At 71.7% G+C, this 20,741-nt stretch carries 16 protein-coding genes; 7 read left to right on the forward strand and 9 right to left on the reverse strand.

Features of this window, described 5'->3' with window-relative positions; all coding sequences use genetic code 11:
• The first annotated feature begins 193 nt into the window (after positions 1-193).
• On the forward strand, positions 194-910 hold the full coding sequence (locus IFU40_RS00895) for a GNAT family N-acetyltransferase (protein ID WP_191925059.1): 717 nt from the start codon (positions 194-196) through the stop codon (positions 908-910).
• Between the two features lie 121 nt (positions 911-1,031).
• Here the strand turns inward: IFU40_RS00895 and IFU40_RS00900 are convergent, their stop codons facing one another.
• Together IFU40_RS00900 and IFU40_RS00905 are read right to left on the reverse strand one after the other, a co-directional pair.
• Positions 1,032-1,793 (reverse strand): L,D-transpeptidase family protein, encoded by a 762-nt coding sequence (locus tag IFU40_RS00900; RefSeq protein WP_191925060.1) that lies wholly within the window; start codon positions 1,791-1,793, stop codon positions 1,032-1,034.
• 82 nt (positions 1,794-1,875) lie between these two features.
• Entirely contained in the window at positions 1,876-2,652 is a 777-nt protein-coding gene (locus IFU40_RS00905; protein WP_156784851.1) for a hypothetical protein, read from the reverse strand.
• A 256-nt stretch (positions 2,653-2,908) separates the two neighbouring features.
• Between IFU40_RS00905 and IFU40_RS00910 the strand changes: the two genes are divergently transcribed.
• Positions 2,909-3,928, forward strand: coding sequence for an LLM class flavin-dependent oxidoreductase (locus tag IFU40_RS00910; protein WP_191925061.1), 1,020 nt, complete (start codon positions 2,909-2,911; stop codon positions 3,926-3,928).
• 170 nt (positions 3,929-4,098) lie between these two features.
• On the opposite strand, the gene IFU40_RS00915 is transcribed toward IFU40_RS00910, so the two are convergent.
• The 6 genes from IFU40_RS00915 to IFU40_RS00940 all read right to left on the reverse strand — a co-directional run bounded on the left by IFU40_RS00915 (position 4,099) and on the right by IFU40_RS00940 (position 11,981).
• Positions 4,099-5,289: an aminotransferase-like domain-containing protein gene (locus tag IFU40_RS00915; protein ID WP_191925062.1), complete on the reverse strand. Its 1,191-nt coding sequence runs from the start codon at positions 5,287-5,289 to the stop codon at positions 4,099-4,101.
• The gene (locus IFU40_RS00920; RefSeq protein ID WP_191916573.1) at positions 5,286-6,959 is read right to left on the reverse strand and encodes a dipeptide ABC transporter ATP-binding protein; all 1,674 of its coding nucleotides are present in this window, start codon (positions 6,957-6,959) and stop codon (positions 5,286-5,288) included. Before IFU40_RS00920 ends, IFU40_RS00915 begins: the two co-directional genes overlap by 4 nt.
• Positions 6,956-7,804 carry an ABC transporter permease gene (locus IFU40_RS00925; protein ID WP_055832059.1) on the reverse strand — a complete coding sequence of 283 codons (849 nt, stop codon included), beginning with the start codon at positions 7,802-7,804 and terminating at the stop codon, positions 6,956-6,958. Before IFU40_RS00925 ends, IFU40_RS00920 begins: the two co-directional genes overlap by 4 nt.
• Complete coding sequence (locus tag IFU40_RS00930) at positions 7,801-8,817, reverse strand: ABC transporter permease (protein ID WP_070408765.1); 1,017 nt, start codon at positions 8,815-8,817, stop codon at positions 7,801-7,803. The genes IFU40_RS00925 and IFU40_RS00930 overlap by 4 nt, the downstream gene beginning before the upstream one ends.
• A 65-nt stretch (positions 8,818-8,882) precedes the next feature.
• Positions 8,883-10,538 carry an ABC transporter substrate-binding protein gene (locus IFU40_RS00935; protein WP_191925063.1) on the reverse strand — a complete coding sequence of 552 codons (1,656 nt, stop codon included), beginning with the start codon at positions 10,536-10,538 and terminating at the stop codon, positions 8,883-8,885.
• Between the two features lie 27 nt (positions 10,539-10,565).
• Positions 10,566-11,981, reverse strand: coding sequence for an FAD-binding oxidoreductase (locus tag IFU40_RS00940; RefSeq protein ID WP_191925064.1), 1,416 nt, complete (start codon positions 11,979-11,981; stop codon positions 10,566-10,568).
• A 727-nt stretch (positions 11,982-12,708) separates the two neighbouring features.
• Between IFU40_RS00940 and IFU40_RS00945 the strand changes: the two genes are divergently transcribed.
• The 4 genes from IFU40_RS00945 to IFU40_RS00960 all read left to right on the forward strand — a co-directional run bounded on the left by IFU40_RS00945 (position 12,709) and on the right by IFU40_RS00960 (position 18,802).
• The gene (locus IFU40_RS00945) at positions 12,709-14,064 is read left to right on the forward strand and encodes an amino acid permease (RefSeq protein ID WP_249404016.1); all 1,356 of its coding nucleotides are present in this window, start codon (positions 12,709-12,711) and stop codon (positions 14,062-14,064) included.
• A 240-nt stretch (positions 14,065-14,304) separates the two neighbouring features.
• Positions 14,305-15,510, forward strand: a complete 1,206-nt coding sequence (locus tag IFU40_RS00950) for an LLM class flavin-dependent oxidoreductase (RefSeq protein WP_191925066.1) — start codon at positions 14,305-14,307, stop codon at positions 15,508-15,510.
• On the forward strand, positions 15,507-16,895 hold the full coding sequence (locus IFU40_RS00955) for an NtaA/DmoA family FMN-dependent monooxygenase (RefSeq protein WP_191925067.1): 1,389 nt from the start codon (positions 15,507-15,509) through the stop codon (positions 16,893-16,895). The genes IFU40_RS00950 and IFU40_RS00955 overlap by 4 nt, the downstream gene beginning before the upstream one ends.
• Complete coding sequence (locus tag IFU40_RS00960) at positions 16,892-18,802, forward strand: FAD/NAD(P)-binding protein (RefSeq protein WP_191925068.1); 1,911 nt, start codon at positions 16,892-16,894, stop codon at positions 18,800-18,802. Before IFU40_RS00955 ends, IFU40_RS00960 begins: the two co-directional genes overlap by 4 nt.
• Before the next feature lie 52 nt (positions 18,803-18,854).
• Here the strand turns inward: IFU40_RS00960 and IFU40_RS00965 are convergent, their stop codons facing one another.
• The gene (locus IFU40_RS00965) at positions 18,855-19,379 is read right to left on the reverse strand and encodes a MarR family winged helix-turn-helix transcriptional regulator (RefSeq protein ID WP_191925069.1); all 525 of its coding nucleotides are present in this window, start codon (positions 19,377-19,379) and stop codon (positions 18,855-18,857) included.
• A 64-nt stretch (positions 19,380-19,443) separates the two neighbouring features.
• Between IFU40_RS00965 and IFU40_RS00970 the strand changes: the two genes are divergently transcribed.
• Positions 19,444-20,658: an FAD-dependent monooxygenase gene (locus IFU40_RS00970; protein WP_191925070.1), complete on the forward strand. Its 1,215-nt coding sequence runs from the start codon at positions 19,444-19,446 to the stop codon at positions 20,656-20,658.
• The last annotated feature ends 83 nt before the right edge of the window (positions 20,659-20,741 follow it).

A 20,741-nucleotide genomic window follows, 5' to 3' on the forward strand; every position in this document is an offset into this window, starting at 1 on the left:
TCTCCCCGCTCCTCGTGACTCTCCCCGGCACCGGAAACCGCGGGTAACACTTCGGCGGGCGCCACTCGCAACGCGGAGTCGGCGACCGTCACCGGGCGTCGAACGTCTTCACACGCCGTCATCGTGGGGTGGTCCGGTTGCGTCTCGTGACCCCCGGCTTGCACGGCCGCCGCGACCGGCGCAGAGTGTCCCGGTGACCTCCGCATCGCTCCTCGACATCCCCCACGCCGACGCCACCGTCCTCGACAACGCCGCCTGGCACTCCCTGGCCGGCCCGCACTCCTCGTTCGCCATCGGCGGCGACCTCGTCCGCCGGTATCCCGAGGGCGTCGCGCCGTTCGTCGCCGTGCGCACGTGGGACGAACCCGGGGTCTGGGACGCCCTGCGCGACCTCGTCGGACCGGGCGCCGACGTCGGCCTGTCGGGCTACGAGGGCGGCTTCCCCGAGGGGTGGGAGTACCTCGGCGGGGGCGAGGGGGTGCAGCTCGTCGAGACCGACGCCCTGCGGACGCGTCCCGATGACGAAGCGATCGAACTGGATGCCGCGGACGCGGCCGACATGATCGCGATCGTCGACCGCAATCAGCCCGGCCCCTTCCGGCCCCGCACCTACGAGCTCGGTCGATACATCGGCATCCGTCGCGAAGGCCGTCTGGTGGCCATGGCCGGCGAGCGCCTCCACCCCACGGGGTGGACCGAGATCAGTGCTGTCGCGGTGGATGCCGACCACCGGCGCCAGGGCCTCGCCTCGCGCCTCGTGCTCGACGTGGCGTTCCACATCCAGCAGCGAGGTGACCGCGCACTGCTGCACGCGGCGGCGACGAACGTCGGTGCGATCGCGGCGTACGAGCGCCTGGGTTTCGCGCTGCGGCGGCGGAACCGGTTCGTCTCGGTGCGGACGCCGGCCTGAGCCGACGGCGGGCCCTCGGCGCAACCGTGCTCTGAACGCGGGACTTCGCCGCGAGCGTCGCGCGATCGAACGCTCCCACATCTCGCCCGGTTCGGGCCGAGAACTCACCCTCTGCGAACCCTCACGGGCCGACGGTGACGGGAGTGCCGAGAGGGAGGATCTGGGCGAGCTCGGTGATGTCGACGTTGGACAGGCGGATGCACCCGTGACTGGCGGACTGCCCGATGCTCGCCTCGTCATCGGTGCCGTGCAGGCCGATCTGCCCGGGGCCGCCGCCGAAGCTGGAGAGCACGTCGGAGAACGCCGACAAGCCGAAGGCGTAGGGTCCGTACCCCTCGTTCGTGGGCTCCAAGAGCTCGGTGAGGTAGAACGCACCGTGGGGGGTGGGGGTTCCGCCCGTGCCCGTGGCCGCGGCGTAGGTCTTCACCGCTCGGCCGCTCTCGCTCAGCGTCAGGGTGTTCTGCTCGGTGGAGACGTCGAGGCTGTAGACGAGGGTGTGCAGGGTGACGGCCTCGGCGGCGACCCATCCCGTAGTCCCGTTCGGCCGTTGAGCGAGGGCGACCTGCAGCCACCCGTCTCGGCGCGCGACGACGAGGAGCGTCAGCGGCGCACCGGACTCCTGGGGGTTCGGGAGCGTCTGGGTCACGTCGCCGCCGGGCTCCGCGTGGATCACGAGCTGCTCCGCGACGGCGGTCGCCGAGGTTCCGACGGCGGGTGGTGCGGTGGATTCGGGACTGCGGAACTTCGGTACGGGGGTGGCGGCGGAGCGGGAGGCGGCCGGCGTCGCCGCGGGCGGGCTCGCCGCGACGCACCCGGTGAAGAGCAGGGCCACCAGCAGGGTCGATGCTCCCACCAGGGCGCGAGCGGTCGTACGGCGGATCACGGGCTTCTCCGGAGGATCAGGAACACGGACGCGCCGGGCCGGGACGTGCGTACCTGCCCGGCGCGGGGGCGAGTGTCTGCGCTCAGCCCGTGAAGGTCGCCGCGCGCTTGACGGGCGTCGCCGCGGGAGCAGTGACCGGGGCGATGCCGCTGGGGGCGGCGTCGGCGGTCACCTCGAAGCTGGCGGGCTCCGAGACGATGCTGAGGTCGCTCGCGGCCGCGATCAAGGCGTACCGGTCCACCACCGCGTAGGTGCTGTCCGGCTGAGGGATGTAGACGAACGACACGACGCCATCCGGCCCCGCAACGGCATCCGGTCCGACCAGGTCGCCGGTTGCCGCGTTGAAGACGAAGAGCGAGACGGACGCGCCCGGGGCGAACCCCGTGAAGCTGACAGAGACGCCACCCGCCAGGTAGTCGGAGAGCGAGATCGAGGGCGAACTCACCGATGAGGTGGGTCGAGGGACGACCGTCACCGTCGTCGAGGCGAGTGCGGACCCGCCTGCACCCGTCACCTCGACGGTGTGGACGCCGAGGCCCAGGCCGAGAGGAATGGAGGCTTCGCCGACGTAGGTGCCGTTGGCGTCGGCCGATTCCGCGCCGCCGTCGAGGGGGGCGGTCGGCAGCGGAGTCGCACCGTCGAGAACGAAGGTCAGACCGTCTCCCGGGGTCAGGCCATCGGCGGTCAACGTGAGGAGCCCCTCCTCCGTCACGGTCGACGAACTCGACGTCAGGGTCGCCGACGCGGCCTGTGCGGACACGGCGCTACCCAGTGCGACAGACGCGACGACGAGGGTGGTCGCCAGGAGAGCGGCCGAGCGCCTCAGCATCGCGCGAGGAGGAGATGACAGATTCGACATGCGGGTTCCCTTTCGAGGAATCGGGGCGAGACATCGTGAAGCAGGTGTCGACGCCGGCTGTGACGCCCAGGCGCAACGGGCATCTGCTTCACGGAGCCCGGTGCGTGAGCCTCCGCAGTAGACCACGCCGGATGCCGCCCTCTTCACCGGGTCCCGGTCCGGCGAAGCGGGTGAAAAACGCTGGCCGAGAACTCACCCCCGGCGGCGTGACTGCGCATGACGACGCGCGGCCCACCCCTCCGCTGCCCCGGCTACCGTGGCCGGTGTGACCCGCGCGCTCCGCTCCCTCGGCTTCCTCACCATCGGCCTCTTCGACCGCGACGACCCGCGCGCCGGGCACGAGACCACCCTGTCGATCATCGAGCGCGGCGAGCGCCTCGGCTTCGACAGCGCGTGGCTGCGTGATCGGCACCTGCAGTACGGCCTGTCCTCCCCCGTCGCGGTGCTCGCCGCGGCATCCCAGCGCACGAGTCGCATCCGGCTCGGAACCGCGGTCATCCCGCTCGGCTACGAGAACCCGTTCCGCCTCGCCGAAGACCTGGCCACCGTCGACGTGCTCAGCGGTGGACGCCTGGAGCCGGGCTTCTCGGTGGGTCCGCCGCGCCGGCTCGACGAGATCGCCGCCGCGCTGTACCCCGACACGTCCGACCACGAGGACTTCGGATACGGGCGCCTCACGCGGCTCCGCCGCTTCCTCGCGGGCGAGGCCGTCAGCCCGTTCGCGGGCACCGAGGGCATCGAGGAGTATTCCGAGCGCATCGAACCGCACTCCGCGGGCCTCGCCGACCGGCTCTGGTACGGCGCAGGAAGCCCCACCTCGACGACCTGGGCGGCCGAGAACGGCTTCCACCTACTGACCAGCAGCGTCATCCAGTCGACGACGTCGACCGACTTCGACACCGAGCAGTACGCGCAGATCCGCCTGTACCGCGACACGCACGCCGACGGCGAGAACGCCCGCGTGTCACAGGGTCTCGTGGTGGTCCCCACCGACACGGCAACACCCGACCAGCGTCGGCGATACGAGGCCTACGCCGAGTCGCGGCGCGGGCGCGTCGGCATCCCCCAGGGTCCCCGCGGGCTGCTGTTCGCCGCCGACCTCGTCGGCACCTCGGAGCAGATCGCCGAGCAGCTGCAGGCGACGGCGTCGTTCGCCGAGATCGACGAGGTGGCCTTCGCCCTGCCGTTCGACCTCGCACCCGACGACTACGTGCAGATCCTCGAGGACATCGCGGGGCGGTTGGGGCCGCTGCTGGGGTGGAGCCCGACGCCGTGAGCCCCGCCGCGCCGCGGGCATAACCTCAGCGATACGCACAACCTCAGCCGGCATCCGCCGAACCGAACGGAGGTTGTGCACATCGCCGACCCTGCGCACACCCGCCGGCGCCGCCCGCGCCACCTCGCGCGACGCCGGCACCGACCCTGCGCGCACCGGAGCGCCCCGCGTCATCGCTGCCGCGCCACCGCCCGCGCGAGACGGGCCGCGGCCGTGCGCAGGTCGTCTTCGTCGGTGTCGCCGTAGGCCAGACGCAGGTGCCGGTCGGCGTCGGTTCCGGGGCCGGAGGGGAAGAACGACCCGCGCTGATACTCCACCCCCTCGGCGCTCGCGTCGGCCGCGAGCCGGTCGGCGTCGATCGCCTCATCGTTCAGCCGCGGCCAGAGGAACAGCCCGCCGTCGGGCACCGTGACGTCGAACACCCCCGGGGCCTCGGCCTCCAGCGCGCCGGCGAGCGCCCGGGCGCGCGAGCGGTACAGCGACCGCGCCCGCCCGAGCACGCGGTCGAACAGTCCCGCGTCGCCGGTGAGCAGCTCGGCGATCACCGCCTGCACGAAGGTCGACGAGTGCGAGTCCTGGCGGCTGCGCAGGGCCACGGCATCCGGGATCAACCGCTCCGGCAGCACGACCCACCCCAGGCGCAGGCCCGGGCCAAGCGTCTTTGTGAAGGTGTTGACGTGGATGACGTGTTCGGAGTCGTGGAAGGGCGCGACCGACTCGGGCTCCCCGTGGAACCGCAGCTCGCGGTAGGGGTCGTCGGCGAAGACCACGAAGCCGTACCTCTCGGCCAGGGCCACGAGCTCGCGACGGCGCTCGGTCGGCAAGGACGACTGCGACGGGTTGTGGAACTCCGGCACCGTGTACACCGCGGCGGGGCGCGCACCGGCGCGCAGGTGCGCGGCGAGCTCGTCGACGTCGAGCCCCTCGGCCCCGACGCGGATGGGCAGCACCCGCGCGTCGGCCAGCTCGAGGCCGCGCAGGAACAGAGGGAACACCGGGTTGTCGACGGCCACGAGGTCGCCGCGCTCGAGCACGGTCTGCACCGCGAGCGCGAGGCCGTGGAAACCGCCGTTGGTCACGAGCACCCGCTCCACGGCGACGCCCTCGCGCGCGGCGATCCACTCCCGCAGCGCCGGGATGCCCTCGGTGCGGGAGTACTGCAGCGACGGCGCCCCGGGGGCGGCGAGCACGCGGGCCGTCGCCTCGGCGAGCTCGGCGGTCGGCAGCACCGACGGATCCGGGATGCCGCCGAGCAGCTCGATCGCATCGGGCCGACGGTCGCGCAGGGTCTGGTCACCGAAACCCTTCGGGACGGTGAACGCCTCGATGAGCGCGGGACGGGATGAGACGAGGAGGGTCATGACGACTCCGAGGGTCGGGCCAGGGCGGCCAGGGGACGGGGGATGGCCTCGACGAGCGCCCGCGTGTACTGCTCGCGTGGGTGCGAGAGCACGTCGGCGACGCGGCCGGCCTCGACGACCCGACCGTCCTTGAGCACCGAGACGGTGTCGGCGATCTGCCGGACCAGCGCGAGGTCGTGCGAGACGAAGAGGTACGTGAGACCGCGCTCGCGCTGCAGGCGGCGGAGCACCTCGAACACCCCGGCCTGCACGGTCACGTCGAGGGCCGAGGTCGGCTCGTCGAGCACGATGACGTCGGGCTCGAGCACCAGGGCACGGGCGATGGCCACGCGCTGGCGTTGTCCGCCCGACAGCGCGTCGGGGCGACGGCGAGCGAGCTCGGGCGGCAGGCCCACGGCATCCAGTGCCTCGGCCACCCTGGTCGAACGCTCCGCGCGCGTGCCGACGCGGTAGCGATCGAGCGGTTCGCGCACGATGCGCGCGACGCTCCAGGTGGGGTCGAGCGAGGTGAAGGGGTTCTGGTACACCAGCTGCAGGTGGCGACGGATGCCGCGCAGTTCCTGCTCCGTGCGGCCCGTCACCGCCTGCCCGTCGACGAGGATCTCTCCGGCGTCGGGGCTCTCCAGCCCCAGGAGCAGGCGGACCGTCGTGGTCTTGCCGGAGCCGGACTCTCCGACGAGGGCATGGGTCGTCCCGGCCGGAACGCGGAACGAGACCCCCGACACCGCGGGGCGCGGCGTCCCGTCGACGACGAAGCTCTTCGACACGTCGCGGACGTGGATGCGGGCCGACGCGGTGTCGGTGGTCCACTCGTCGACCCCGCGGTCGACGACGTCGCCGCGGTAGCGGTCGGGGTTCAGCGCGGGCGCATCGGCCTGCAGCTGCACTGTGTACGGCGAGGTCGGCGCGGCGAAGACGGTGCGGGTCGAGCCGGCCTCCTGCACGCGTCCGTCTTTGAGCACGACGATCTCGTCGGTGCGCTCGGCGGCGATCGCCAGGTCGTGCGTGATGAGCAGCAGACCGATGCCGTCCTCGGTGCGCAGGTCGTCGAGCAGGTCGAGGATGCGCTTCTGGATCGTCACGTCGAGCGCGCTGGTGGGCTCGTCGGCGACGAGCAGCTCGGGCCGCGGCAGCACGGCGAGCCCGATGAGCACGCGCTGCAGCATGCCGCCCGACAACTGGTGCGGGTACGAGTCGTAGACGCGGGCGGGATCGGGCAGGCCGACGCGGGCGAACACGTCGAGGCTCGCCGCGCGCTGCGCGCGGGCGTCGGCGAGACCGGCCAGGGCGGCCGCCTCGCGCGCTTGCGACCCCACCGTGCGCACGGGGTTGAGCGCGTGGGCGGGGTCTTGCGGCACGAAGCCGATCCGGCGCCCGCGGTACGGCCGGAACCGCGCCTCGGAGAGATCGAGCAGGTCGTCGCCGGCGAAGGCCACCCGTCCCCGTGCCCGGCCCGTGCCGCGCGGGAGGAGCCGGAGCACCGAGCGCGCGATGGTCGACTTGCCCGAGCCCGACTCACCGATGAGGGCGAGGCTGCCGCCGCGCGGGATCGAGAACGACACGTCGTGCACCACGGGGGTGCGGCCGTACGAGACCGAGAGATCCTGCACGCGCAGCAGCGGCGGAGTCGCCACGACCGTCTCGGGGTGAAGCGCGAGGGTGGTGGTCATGACGTCCTCCGGAGCCAGCGGCTGATGCGGTTGATCGACAGCACGGTCGCCACGGTCACCAGGGCGGGCCAGACGACCAGCCACGGCGCCCGGGGGTAGTCCTTGCCGGCCGAGATGAGCAGACCCCAGTCGGATGCCGGGGGCGGATCGCCGTAGCCGAGGAAGGCGAGTCCCGCGATGACGAGGATCGACAGGCCGAACTGCAGCACCGCGAGAGGGACGAGCGAGCGGGAGGCGTTGGGCAGCACGTGCCGGAACAGCACGTGCAGGTTCGAGCCGCCCTGCAGACGCGCGGCCTCGACGAAGACCGAGGAGCGTACCCGCAGCACCTCCGCCCGCATGACGCGCGCGAACACCGCGACGGCCGACACCCCCGTGGCGATCGCGGCGTTGATGGTCTGGAAGCCGAGCGAGCTGACGATCACGACGGCGAGCAGGAAGGCGGGGATCGCCAGCAGCACGTCGACGAAGCGCGCCAGCACGACGTCGGTCCACGATCCGAGGAAGCCGGCGAGCAGACCGATCAGTCCGCCGACGACCACCCCGATCGTCACGGCGACGAGGGCACTGGTCACCGACGACTGCGCGCCGAAGACGATGCGCGCGAACAGGTCGCGACCGAGGTGGTCGGTGCCGAGCACGTGCGCGGCGCTGGGGCCCTGCAGCTTGTCGGCGGGGACTCCCTGCGCGGGGTTCTGGGTCGTGAACAGCGTGGGCGCGAGCGACCAGGCGAGCACGACGGCCACGACGACGAACGACACGATCACGCCGATCGGGACGGAGAGACGGATGCCGCGCACCCGGGCGATCGTTGCCCGCGGCGCGAGGAGCGATGCGGCGGTCATACGATTCCCACCTCCTCGCGGAGCAGCGGCGCCGGGTCCTCGCGCGAAGCGCTGACGGCCGGGCGCCCGGACGGACCCACCGAGACGCGGGGATCGAGCAGGGGGTACGCGAGGTCGGCGACGAGGTTCACCACGACGAACACCACGGCCGCGAGCGACACCACCGCCTGCAGCACCGGCAGGTCCTGGCTGGCGACGGCCGACTCGACGAGGGTGCCGATGCCGACGCGGCCGAAGATCGCCTCGGTGATGAGGGCGCCGCCGAGCAGCTCGCCGACGATCAACGCCAGCACCGTCACCGTCGGCAACGCCGACGGCTTGGCGAGGTGGCGCAGGAACAGCGCCCCCGACCGCAGCCCCCGCGATCGCGCGACGGCGACGTACTCCTGACGCGACTCGTGATCGAGCGAGGCGATGAGCACCTCCGCCAGTTGCGCCGACACGGGGATGCCGAGCGCCACCGCCGCGAAGAAGGTGCCCCACGGCGTCTCGGTGTCGATCATGCTGAACAGTCCGAGGCCGAACGCGAAGACGTGGATGAGCAGAAGGCCGATGACGAAGTTCGGCACCGATAGGAACAGCGACGGCAGCGAGCGGAGCACGCCCTGACCGAAGCGCGGGGGCAGGAACTGCGTCCCGTACGCGATGACGACGGCCAGCACGATCGCGACGAGGAGCGCGGCCGCCGCGAGGCTCAGCGTGGAGCCCAGGGCGTCGAACACCAAGGTGCCGACGGGCAGGTTCGACCGCAGCGAGACGCCGAGATCACCCACCACGAATCGGCCGAGAGACGAGCCGAGCTGCACGTACCAGGGCTGATCGAGCCCGTAGTAGGCGACGATGCGCGCGATGTCGTCCTCGGTGAACCCGTTGTCGGGGTTTCTCAGCGTGCTCGTCACGGGGTCGCCGGGCAGGATGCTGATCACGACGAACGTGAACAGGTACGCCAGCACGACGACGACGATCGCCTGACCGGTGCGCCGCAGGGCGAAACGGCCGTAGATGCGCAGCATGTTCTCTTCCTCTCTGTCTGACGCCGCAGGGGACGGATGCCGTGCACCCGCCCCCGCGGCCGAGGTCAGTCGTTCAGCCAGGCGTCCAGGTAGTACGCGTAGGCGAGGCCGTTGTAGGTGACGCCGCTGACATCGGGGGCCTGCACGTAGACGCGCTGCACGATCTGGGTGAGCGGCACGAAGTAGCCCTGGTCGAGCACGTAGCCCTGCAGCTCGTCGGCCACCGCGGCACGGGCGTCGCGGTCGGTGGCCGTGGCGATGCGCGTGGCGAGGTCGTTGAGCGTGGCATCCGAGGTGCCGACCTTGAACCAGTCCTCGTCGCCCTTCTTCTGCGAGGTGAGCACCCCGGCGACGGTTCCGACGTCGACGAAGCTGCGGGTGATCTCGGTCGCCGGCACGGCGGCGTTGCCGATGACCTTCTGGCCGTAGGTCGGCACGTCGTACGTCTCGAGGTTCACCTCGAAGCCGAGGGTCGTCAGCTGCTGGTCGACGAGTTCGTCGACCGACTGCGAGGCCTGGAGGTAGGGGTTCGGGTACAGCGTGAAGGCGAGCTTCTGTCCGCCCTTCGTGCGCACGCCGTCGGCGCCCTTCACCCATCCCGCCGCGTCCAGCAGGGATGCCGCCTCGTCGGGGTCGTAGGCGAAGTCGGCGCTGCGATCGGTCGCCTCGGGAACCGTGCTCTGGATGAAGGACTCGGCCCCGAGCCAGTCCTCGGTGTAGACGGTCGAGAGGATCTCGTCGCGGTCGATGCCGTGCTGCACCGCCTGGCGCACGCGCACGTCGTCGAACGGCGCCACCGTGGTGTTCAGCGCGTAGCCGTTGACGAAGCCGAGGTAGCGCGGCGTCTCGACCGTCAGGCCCTCGCCCTTCAGCGCGTCGAGGTCCTGCGGGCTGGCGTTGTACGCGACCTGCGCCTGGCCCGACTCGACCGAGGCGGTGCGCAGCGAGGGCTCGGCCACCTGCTTGTAGGTGATGGTGTCGAGGTAGGCCGGGCCGTCGTGTCCGATCGCCTCGGGGCCCCAGTCGTAGTCGTCGCGCTTCTTCAGCACGACGCTGTCGCCGTCAGCGACCTTCTCGACGGTGAAGGGGCCGCTGCCGATGTCGTTCGTGAGGTCGGCCTGCTGGTCGGCGGGGAGAGCGAGCGTTGTCGGCGACAGCAAGATCGAGCCGTGGTACGCCAGCGTCGGGATGAAGCTGAGCGTGGGCGCCGAGAACGACACCGTCACCGTGCTGGCGTCCACGGCTTCTGCGCCCTGGTAGTTGGCCGAGGGGAACAGGCCGATGCGGTTGATGCCCTCGTCGGGGCGGCCCTTCGCCCAGATGTCGATGTTCGCCACGACCGCGGCGGCATCCAGCGGCGTGCCATCCGAGAAGGTCACGCCCTCTTTGAGGTGGAGGGTGAACTGGGTCTTGTCGGCGTTCTCGTCCCAGCTCTCGGCGATCCACGGGCTGAGTGTGCCCTCGGCGTCGACGTAGACGAGCTTGTCGGTCAGGTGACCCCAGATGTTGCCCTGATAGCTCGAGATCGAGCTGTTGTTGGGGATCCAGGTGGCACCGAGCGAGTCGATGAGGAACACCAGGTCGCCGCCCGACCTCGGGGTGGCGTCGGCGGACGGGGCGGCGGTCGAGGCCGCGCCGCAGCCGCTGAGCAGGATGGCTCCGACGGTGAGGGCGGAGGCGACTCCGAGCAGGCGTCGACGTGGGCGGGTGCGAATGGTCATGAGAATCCTCGAGCTGTGGGGAACGGGTTACAGGGCTTTTCCGGGGTTGAACAGGCCGGCCGGGTCGAGCGCGTCCTTGATCGCGAGCTGCGCCGCCCGCACGCGCGCGGCGAGCTCTTCGGCGGCGAGCGCGCGCTTGACCGTGCCGATGCCGTGCTCACCGCTGACCGTGCCGCCCACGGCGAGGGCGGCACGCACCAGATCGTCGGCGGCGTCGTGCACCGCCGCGGGAACGACCGCCGGGTCGGCGTCGGCGGGGATGGGCAGGGTGACGACCGGGTGCAGGTTGCCGTCTCCGGCGTGGGCGACGGCACTGACGGTCACACCGTGGCGGGCTTCGATCTCGGGGAAGCCGTCGAAGATCTCGGCGATGCGCGACTTCGGCACGGCGACGTCGCCGCCGGCGAACCAGGAGCCGTCGTCGAAGCGTCGACCCGAGCGGCGCAGCTCCCAGAGCACCTCGGCATCGGCGGCGGCCTCGACCCGCACGCGGGCGCCGACGGCCTCGAGCGCCGCGGTCAGCTCGGCCGTCTGCTCGTCGATGCCGAACCCGTCGAGCTCGATGAGCAGCAGGGCAGCACCGCGGGAGCGGAGCCCGGAGTCGTTCGCCGCGTCGATGCCCTCGAGGGTGGGCTGGTCGAGGAACTCGATGACGCTGGGGCGCACGCGCGAGGCCGTGATCGCCCCGATCGCCGCAGCCCCCGCGGCCGTGGAGCCGAAGAACGCCGTCACCGTGCGCCGCGCGACGGGGAGCGGACGGATGCGCACGGTGGCGCCGACGACGATGCCGAGCACGCCCTCGGAGCCCACGAACAGCGAGACGAGGTCGAGACCGGTGACGCCCTTGATCGAGCGGTGCCCGATCGAGACGAGGCTGCCGTCGGCGAGCACGACGTCGAGGGCCAGCACCGACTCGCGCGTGACGCCGTACTTCGCGCACCGCAGGCCCCCGGCGTTGGTGGCGATGTTGCCGCCGATGGTCGAGATGCGCCAGCTCGCGGGGTCGGGGGCGTAGAACAGGCCGAGCGGGGCGAGGCGCTCGTTGAGGGCGGAGTTGAGCACGCCCGGCTCCACGACGGCGACCTCGTCGGCGGGCGACACCTCGACGATCCGGGTGAGTCGGTCGGTCGAGATCACGAGCTGGTCGGCGCCCGCCGCGGCACCGCCCGACAGGCCGGTCCCCGCGCCGCGCGGCACGACGCTGACGCCGTGGCGGCCGGCGAGGTGCACGAGCTGCTGCACCTCGGCGACGGTGGCCGGGAACGCGACCGCCGGCCCGTCCTGCGCGAGCGATCCGTTGCGCGGCGCCGTTCCGGCGTCGTGCCCGAAGGTCGCCGTGTCGGTCGAGGGAGGCCGCACGTCGATGTCGGCGGCATCGCGACGGACGTCGTCGAGCAGGGTGGACAGGCCCGTGAACGGGGCGGTCGCGGTGGCAGCGCTCATCGGCGGACCTCTCGCAGTAGGGGACGGAGTTCAGCCGAACGTAGGGCGCGACGGCGTCGCGTTCATCTCGGAGGACACGGGCCGTCGCGATGCGTCACCGACCGACACGCGCTGTCGCGCAGCGTCACAGTCGTGCGCTGCGCGGGAGCGGACGCTACTTTGCCCCGCCGTCCGCGATGGTCATCGCGCCGCGAAGCGTCGTGCGACGTCATGCTCACCCGAGACGGCGTGCGCGGGCGCGAATGAGAGAGGCGCCGACCGCGATGCGATCGATGCGCGGCCCTGGCCGACGAACGCACGGTCGGCATCCACCGGTCCGGTGTCGCAGAGTGACGCGCCCACTCCGACCCGGGGCAGCGGCTCGATCGTGGCCGACGGATCGACGACGAGAGCGGTCTCGAGAAGCAACAGACATCTCGGCGAAAAAGTCGAGTGGACTGTACGTAGCGGTGACTGTGGAGCTCGCGACGGAGCTTCTACGCTCGCCGCAAGTCAACCACTTGTAGGGCAGACCTCACCAGATCCACCGATTTTGCCGACCGAGAGGGTCGGCCATCGGCCGCAAAACGGTCGGCGCCGACATTGACTCACCATTCAACCATTACGGAGAAATGATATGAGCAACTCGAACAGTCAGAACTGGAACAAACCCGTGTCGCCTGAGACCTCAGCTGGTTTCGTCGGCGTCAACCCGAAAGCAAAACAACTGCGTTCTCGACACGTGACGATGATAACACTGGGCGGCATCATCGGCGCAAGCCTTTTCGTGGGTTCCGGGAATGTCATCCGCACCGTGGGGCCCGCTGCAATCCTGTCGTACCTCGTCGGAGGCCTGCTCGTCTTCCTCGCAATGCGAATGCTGGGCGAGATGGCGGCATCTCGGCCCGCAATCGGCTCGTTCATGGAATACGCGCGGGTGGGGCTCGGCAACTGGGCCGCCTACCTGGTGGGATGGCTCTACTGGTATTTCTGGGTCGGCGTCCTCGCGTACGAAGCAGTGTTGGGTGGCGAGACCATGGCCGGCTGGTTCCCCGCCGTCCCCTCGTGGGCCTGGTCACTCTTCCTGATCGCGCTGTTCGTGATCTCGAACGTCATCTCCGTCCGCATGTTCGGCGAGGTGGAGTTCTGGCTCGCCAGCATCAAGGTGCTCGCGATCATCGTGTTCCTCGGCGCGGGCCTGTTGTTCGCGTTCGGTCTCTGGCCGGATTCCGAGGCGTCGGTGTCGAATCTCTGGGAGCACGGCGGTTTCGCGCCGAACGGACTCGGCATCGCGTTCACGGGCATCGCTCTGGTGATCTTCTCCTACTTCGGCACGGAGATCGCGGTGATGGCGTCGGCCGAATCCGAGGATCCTGCGAAAGGCATCCGTCACGCGTCGAGCACGATCATCTGGCGGATCCTGTTGTTCTTCGTCGGCTCGGTGCTCGTCATTGTGACCGTCGTCCCGTGGAACGAACTGCCCGCGCCGACAGACGTGGCGAGCGCCCCGTTCACCTACGCGCTCGAGCGAATCGGCATCCCCGGCGCGAGCATCATCATGCAGCTCGTCATCTTCACGGCTGTCATCTCCGTGCTCAACTCCGGCCTGTACTCCGCATCGCGCATGTTCGCGGCCCTCGCCGAGCAGGGGTTCGCGCCGAGGTTCGTCGCGAAGAAGTCGAGGAACGGCGTGCCGATCATGGCCCTGCTCGCATCGACCATCGGCGGGCTCATCGCGACTCTCGTCAACTTCGTGGCTCCCGGGTCGGGGATCTTCGACTTCATCATGAACTCCGCGGGACTCGTCGCACTGTTCGTCTACGTCTTCATCGCACTCACGCAGTGGCGACTCCGCCAGAAGATGACGTCGGAGGAGAAGGCCGGTCTGAAGCTCAAGGTGTGGGTACACCCGTGGCTGAACATCCTCCTGATCCTGTGCATCGCCGCAGTGATCGTCGTCATGCTGACGACCGAAGCCGGCCGCACCCAGGTGTGGACCAGCCTCGTTGCCACCGGCGTCCTCGTGCTCTTCTGGCCGCTCGTCCGCCGCAACCTGGCGCGTCGACGTTCACCGGAAGCGCACGACACGGGTTCCTCTTCCTGAGCGCGCCCTGACGCCCTTCGTCGTCGACCTGATTCCTGGGCTGGGCCGCACCTCACCCAGGAATCAGGTCACGACCCCGAGCATCGGAAGAAAACGGGGCTCCGACGCCCTGCTGCCGGGCGGGGTTCTGAGCTCGTGCCCGTTCATGACGCCGCGAGGCGATATGTGACGACACGCATTGAGGCTCGCCCCGCGCCCGGCGACAGTGATCAGCACCCCGCCTCACAGAAGGAGCCCCCGATGTCGGACCGCATCCACCTCGCCGTCGCCCTGGACGGCCCCGGCTGGCACCCGGCCGCCTGGCGCGAGCCCACGGCACGACCCGCCGAGCTGACGTCGCCGGCGTACTGGCGCGCGCTCGCCCGCACGGCCGACGACGCGGGCCTGCTGCTCGCGACGATCGAAGATGCGCTGAGCCTCGGCGGCCGTTCCTTCGAGCCGGATGCCGAGAGCCGGCGCGACCGCGTGCGGGGGCGCCTCGACGCGGTGCTGGTGGCGTCGTTCCTGGCACCGGTCACGCGCCGCATCGGCCTCGTGCCGACGGCGACGACCGCGCACCCCGAGCCGTTCCACCTGGCCACGGGGCTGCAGACCCTCGACCACGTCAGCCGGGGCCGCGGGGGCGTGCGACTGGTCGCGGGTTCCACCGCGCAGGAGCGCGCGAACTTCGGGCGCCGCGCCGACGGACCCACGGGGCTGCCGGCATCCGGTCGCGTCGAAGACGACCCGGCGCTCCTCGCGGCCTTCCGCGAGGCCGGCGAGGTGGCCGACGTCATCCGCCGTCTCGCCGACTCGTGGGAAGACGACGCGATCGTGCGCGACCTCGCGTCGGGGAAGTTCCTCGACCGCGACCGCGTGCACAACGTCGCGTTCGAGGGCGAGTTCTTTTCCATCACGGGCGCCTCGATCGTGCCGCGCTCCCCCCAGGGGCAACCTCTCGTCACCGCCCTCGCCCACCAGAGCGTGCCCTACCGCTTCGCCGCCGAGCACGCCGACCTCGTGTTCGTCACGCCCGCCGATGCGGCCGCGGTCGACGGCATCCGGAGCGAGCTGGCCGAGGCCGCCGACGCGGCGCGCGCGCTCGACGAGCCCCTGCGCGTCTTCGCCGACCTGCTCGTGCTCGTCGAAGAGACCCCCGCCGCGGCCGCCGCGGTCTGGAACCGCCTGCAGGAGAGTGCGCCGCTCACCACCGACGCCCGCGTGGTCGTGGGCACCGCCGACGACGTCGTGGACGAGATCCGCGCCCTCGCCGACGCCGGGGTCGACGGTGTGCGCCTGCGCCCCGCCCGCCTCCCGGCCGACCTCGAGGCCATCGCCGACCGGGTGATCCCGCGGGCGGCGAGCGCCGGCATCCTGCTCCCCGACGACGGCGCGCCCACTCTGCGCGAGCGCGTCGGACTCCCCCGTCTCGCCAGCCGCTACGCCCGTCAGGAGGTCGGCGCATGACCCGCCGCCGGATCCATCTCGCCGCCCACTTCCCCGGGGTGAACAACACGACCGTCTGGACCGACCCGGCCGCGGGCAGCCAGATCGACTTCTCGTCGTTCGAGCACTTCGCCCGCACCGCCGAGCGCGGCTTCTTCGACTACCTGTTCCTCGCCGAGGGGCTGCGGCTGCGCGAGCACCGCGGGCAGCTGCACGACCTCGACGTGGCGGGACGCCCGAACACCCTCGCGATCCTCACCGCCCTGGCCGCCGTCACCGAGCACATCGGCCTGGTCGGCACGCTCAACACGACGTTCAACGAGCCGTACGAGCTCGCGCGCCAGCTCGGCACCCTCGACCTGCTCTCGGGCGGTCGCGCGGGGTGGAACGCCGTGACCAGCTCCGACGCGTTCCACGGCGCGAACTTCCGCCGCGGCGGCTACCTCGACCACGCCGACCGGTACGTGCGGGCCTCCGAGTTCGCCGAGCTCTCGAAGGCGCTGTGGTCGTCGTGGCGCGACGACGCGATCGTGGCGGATGCCGAGACCGGGGCGTTCCTGCGCGACGACGCCATCGCGCGGGTACGGCACGAGACGCGGTTGTTCGATGTCGACGCGGTGTTCGACGTCCCCCGCTCCCCGCAGGGCCGGCCCGTGATCGTGCAGGCCGGCGACTCCCCCGACGGCCGCGACTTCGCCACCGCCCACGCCGACGTGATCTTCTCGCTGCACACCGCGTTCGACGACGCGCAGCAGTTCTACCGCGATGTGAAGGGTCGCCTCGCCGCCCACGGCCGCGACGAGGACTCGCTGAAGATCCTGCCCGCGGCGACCTTCGTGCTCGGCGACACCGAGGCCGAGGCCCGCGAGCGCTCGCGCGAGATCGCGCTCGCCCAGGTGCGGCCGCAGACCGCGATCACCTATCTCGAGCAGATCTGGAACCGCGACCTCAGCGGGTACGACGCCGACGGCCCCCTGCCCGACGTCGAACCCGACACGGGCGTCGAGACCGCGCAGGGCTTCGCCGGGCGCCACGCGGCGATCCGCGCCCGGGTGGGTCAGTTGCGCGCGCAGGCGACGGCCGAGAACCTCAGCATCCGCGAGCTCGTGATCCGCCTGACCGCGAACCACACCTTCGTCGGAACGCCCGAGCACGTGGCATCCGAGATCGACCGGTACGTGCAGGAGCGCGCGACCGACGGCTTCACGGTCGTCGGGCACGTCACCCCGCACGGCCTCGACGCCTTCACCGAGAAGGTCGTTCCCCTGCTGCAGGAGCGCGGGTCGTACCGCCGCTCGTACGACGAGGGCGCGACCCTGCACGACCTGCTGGGACTGCCGCCGGTGGTCGCGGGCGCTCCGGACACCCCCGGGCCGCACGACACCGCGACGGCCGCCGCGCGATGAGCGACCGGGCGGCGCGGCTCGTCATCGTCGGCGCGGGGCCCCGCGCGGTGATGCTCGTCGAGCGCCTGCTCGCCCGGCGCACGAAGGCCGCGACGCCGGCCCTGCACGTCACCCTCGTCGACCCCCATCCGCCCGGTGCCGGCCGCATCTGGCGGCGGGAGCAGTCGCCGCTGCTCAAGCTCAACTCGATGGCGCGCGACGTCACGGTGTTCACCGACGAGTCGTGCACGATCGCGGGTCCGGTGCGTTCGGGACCGTCGCTCATCGAGTGGGCCGAGCGCGTCCGCGCGGGCTCGCTACCCGACGTCGAGATCGACGATCCCGACCTCGCGGCCGAGCTGCACGCGCTCCGCGGCGACAGCTTCCCCACGCGCCGGCTGCAGAGCGTGTACCTCGACTGGTTCTGGCGGCGCACGGTCGCCATCGCGCCCCCGGGCGTCGAGGTGCGGTGGCACCGCGGCGCCGTGCAGTGGGTCGACGACACGGTCGACGGGTACGAGGTGGCGTTGGCCGACGGCATCCGCCTGCCCGCCGACATCGTCGTGTACGCCCTCGGCCACAACGGACGCGAGCCCGAGGGTCAGACCCGCGACCTGCTCGTCGCGGCCGCCGACGCCGGACTGACCTACGTGCCGCCGTCGTTCACCGCCGACGCCGACCTCTCGGTGCTCGGCCCCGGCGCCGACGTCATCGTGCGCGGAATGGGCCTGGCGGCGGTGGATGCCGTCGTGCTGCTGGCCGAAGGACGCGGCGGCCGCTTCGCGCGCACCGCCGACGGCCGGCTGCGGTACGAGCCGTCGGGTCGGGAGCCGCGGCTGCACCTCGGCTCCCGCCGCGGGGTGCCGTACCGCTCGAAGGTGTCGTCCCAGGTGCAGGGCGAACCGCCGACGCGCGAGGTGCTGACCCCGGCCGCGATCGCCGACCTTCTCGCCCGTCCGGGCACGATCGACTTCCTCGACGACGTGTGGCCCCTCGTCGCGCGGGAGCTCGTGTGGGGGCACTACCGCGAGCTGTTCACCGGCCACCCCGAGCGGGTGACGACGACGTGGGCGGCCTTCCGCGTGACCCTGCGCGAAGTCGACGGGAACACGGCCGCCCTCCGCCGCGCGGTCGCCGCCGTCGTGCCCGACCCGCTCGACCGCTTCGACGTGCCCGCGCTCGACGTGCCGCTCGGCGACGAGGCGTTCGTCGACGCCGCCGACGTGCACCGGCGCGTGCGCCGCCACATCGCCGACGACCTGCAGCTGCGCACGACGCAGGAACGCAGCACCGCGCAGGCGCTGTTCCTCACGATCCTGCTGTCGTTCCTGGCCCTGGCCGACATCCCCACCGAGCGGTGGAGCGCCAGGTCGCGGGCCGTCGACCTCCCCGTGACCTGGCACACGTTCTTCAGCTACGTCGCCTCGGGCCCGCCCGCGCACCGCCTGGAAGAGATCGGCGCCCTCGCCGACGCCGGGGTCGTGCGCTTCCTCGGCCCCGAGGTCGCCGTTCGGATCGCGGACGGCCGCTTCGTGGCATCCTCTCCCCGCGTTCCCGGCGAACTGGTCACCACCACCCTCGTCGATGCTTGGCTCCCCGGCAGCGGGGCCGCCGCGAGCGAGAATCCGGCGCTGCGCGAGCTGGCCACCCGCCACGGCCGCGAGGTGCAGGTCAGCGACGCGACGTTCACCGGCTCGCTCGGCCGCATCGACGTCGACGCCGATGGCCGGGTGATCGCCCGCGACGGCTCCGCCCACGCGACGCTGTTCGCCCTCGGCCCCTTCACCTCGGCCATGGAGGCCGGGGCGTTCACGCGGCCCCACTCGAACGCCCTGCCCCTGCGCCAGACCGACCGGGTCGCGGGAGCGGTGGCGGATGCCGTGGCGTCGGTGCGCGCACCGCGACGAGCGACGGCCCCCTCTCGTTGAGTGTCCACGACACGCCGCGCCCGGGGTGGGCAGCTCGGCGTGTTGTGGACGCTCAACGCTGGGGGGCGCGCGGAGGGTGCGGCGCGGGCGTCTCGCGCAGCCGCGCGTTCGCCGCGGACGCGGCGTCGGTCATGCGATCGAGGAACGCCCGGATGATGCGCAGCTCCTCGGCCGTCGTCTCCCGGGTCGCCGCGGCCACCTCGGCACCGGCGAACCCGAGGAACCGTTCCATCCCCTCCAGCGCCGTCGCGGTCGGGTGCAGGGTGACCCGTCGGCGGTCGGCGTCATCGCGACGACGGGTGACGTACCCGGCGCGCTCGAGTCGGTCGATCAGGACCGACACCGCCCCCGACGTCATCCCGATCTGACGCGCGAGCTGCGCGGGCGCCACCGGCTCTCCCGACTGCGCGGCCCAGACGATCTGCCCGAGCGCCTCGGCATCCGACACCGGCAGGCTCATCCACGCCGAGAGGTGCCTGTTGAGCTCGTCGGACGCCATCGTCCAGTCGCGGAGGCGGTGCATGACCGCGATCTCGAGGTCGGACCAGGTCATCGAGAGCGAGTTCAATGCGGCCATGCAATGACTTTACAGTCAAGTGACTTTGCTGTAAAGCTATTCGCATCGATCACGAGGAGTCGCCATGACCGCACCGCACGCCCTCATCACCGGCGCCAGCATCGCCGGGCTCTCCGCCGCCTGGTGGCTGCGACGGATCGGGTGGGACGTCACCGTCGTCGAGAGAGCACCCGCCTTCCGCGACGGCGGGCAGAACGTCGATGTGCGCGGGATCGCCCGCGAGGTGCTCGATCGCATGGCCCTGACCGACGCGATCCGCGCGAAGAACACCACCGAGACCGGCACGGTCATCGTCGACGCGCACGACAAGGTCATCGCCGAGCTCCCCTCCGACGGACCCGACGGGGCGACGGCCGAGCTCGAGGTGCTCCGCGGCGACTTCGCGCGCGCGATCCTCGAATCCCTCCCCGAGGGCGTCCGCTTCGTCTACGGCGATGCCGTCGCGGAGGTCGACGAGTCGCGAGAAGACCGCGTCTCGATCGTCACCGAGAGCGGCGAGCGCCTCGACGCCTCCCTCCTGATCGTGGCCGAGGGCGTGCGCTCGCGCACGCGCGACCTGCTCTTCGCCACGTCGGAGGTCGATGCCGACCCCCTCGGCATCACCATGGCCTTCGGCACCATCCCGCGCACCGCCGACGACGACGAACGCTGGCGCTGGTACAACGCGGTCGGCGGACGCCAGGTGCATCTGCGCCCCGACCCCTACGGCACGACCCGCGCGATCCTGTCGTACGCGGGTGACGACGGCCTCGCCCAGCGCGGCCGCGACGACGCCCTGCGCGTGCTGCGCGAGCGCTACGCCGACGCCGGGTGGCAGGCCCCGCGCGTGCTCGACGGCTTCGACGCGTCCGACGATGTGTACATCGACGAGCTCACGCAGATCCGGATGCCGGGATGGCACCGTGGCCGCGTGTGCGTGATCGGCGACGCGGCGTGGTGCGTGACCCCGATGGGCGGGGGCGGCTCATCGCTCGCGCTGACCGGCGGATATGTGCTCGCGGCCTTCCTGTCGCAGGTCGACGGGCCCGTCGACCGCGACCGACTGGACGAGGCGCTCTCGTCGTTCGACGGCTGGATGCGTCCCCTGGTCGATCAGATCCAGGGCATCCCCCGCGGGATGCTGCGCCTGGCGTACCCGCACACCCGGCTCGGCCTGGCCGCGCGCGGTGTGCTCATGAAGGCCATGACCGCGCCGCCGCTCTCTCACCTGACAGCGCGATTCGGCCAGGTCGCGGACACCGATCAGGAACTGCCGACACTCCGCGAGAGGGCGGCCTGACACCGGCCGCGGGCGCTGGTGACGCGGGATCCGAAGCTCTCGGCATCCGGCCGTCTCCCCGTCGGCCGAGCGTTCGGTCGGGC

The sequence above is a fragment of the Microbacterium sp. CFBP 13617 genome (genome assembly GCF_014839445.1).
GTDB lineage: Bacteria > Actinomycetota > Actinomycetes > Actinomycetales > Microbacteriaceae > Microbacterium.

What these genes read in the sequence shown, in the direction of transcription:
- IFU40_RS00905 (WP_156784851.1), bottom strand. Translation starts at nt 2,652, where the DNA reads ATGTCGAATCTGTCATCTCCTCCTCGCGCGATGCTGAGGCGCTCGGCC.
- IFU40_RS00915 (WP_191925062.1), bottom strand. Translation starts at nt 5,289, where the DNA reads ATGACCCTCCTCGTCTCATCCCGTCCCGCGCTCATCGAGGCGTTCACC.
- IFU40_RS00920 (WP_191916573.1), bottom strand. Translation starts at nt 6,959, where the DNA reads ATGACCACCACCCTCGCGCTTCACCCCGAGACGGTCGTGGCGACTCCG.
- IFU40_RS00925 (WP_055832059.1), bottom strand. Translation starts at nt 7,804, where the DNA reads ATGACCGCCGCATCGCTCCTCGCGCCGCGGGCAACGATCGCCCGGGTG.
- IFU40_RS00930 (WP_070408765.1), bottom strand. Translation starts at nt 8,817, where the DNA reads ATGCTGCGCATCTACGGCCGTTTCGCCCTGCGGCGCACCGGTCAGGCG.
- IFU40_RS00935 (WP_191925063.1), bottom strand. Translation starts at nt 10,538, where the DNA reads ATGACCATTCGCACCCGCCCACGTCGACGCCTGCTCGGAGTCGCCTCC.
- IFU40_RS00940 (WP_191925064.1), bottom strand. Translation starts at nt 11,981, where the DNA reads ATGAGCGCTGCCACCGCGACCGCCCCGTTCACGGGCCTGTCCACCCTG.
- IFU40_RS00945 (WP_249404016.1), top strand. Translation starts at nt 12,709, where the DNA reads ATGATAACACTGGGCGGCATCATCGGCGCAAGCCTTTTCGTGGGTTCC.
- IFU40_RS00950 (WP_191925066.1), top strand. Translation starts at nt 14,305, where the DNA reads ATGTCGGACCGCATCCACCTCGCCGTCGCCCTGGACGGCCCCGGCTGG.
- IFU40_RS00955 (WP_191925067.1), top strand. Translation starts at nt 15,507, where the DNA reads ATGACCCGCCGCCGGATCCATCTCGCCGCCCACTTCCCCGGGGTGAAC.
- IFU40_RS00960 (WP_191925068.1), top strand. Translation starts at nt 16,892, where the DNA reads ATGAGCGACCGGGCGGCGCGGCTCGTCATCGTCGGCGCGGGGCCCCGC.
- IFU40_RS00965 (WP_191925069.1), bottom strand. Translation starts at nt 19,379, where the DNA reads ATGGCCGCATTGAACTCGCTCTCGATGACCTGGTCCGACCTCGAGATC.
- IFU40_RS00970 (WP_191925070.1), top strand. Translation starts at nt 19,444, where the DNA reads ATGACCGCACCGCACGCCCTCATCACCGGCGCCAGCATCGCCGGGCTC.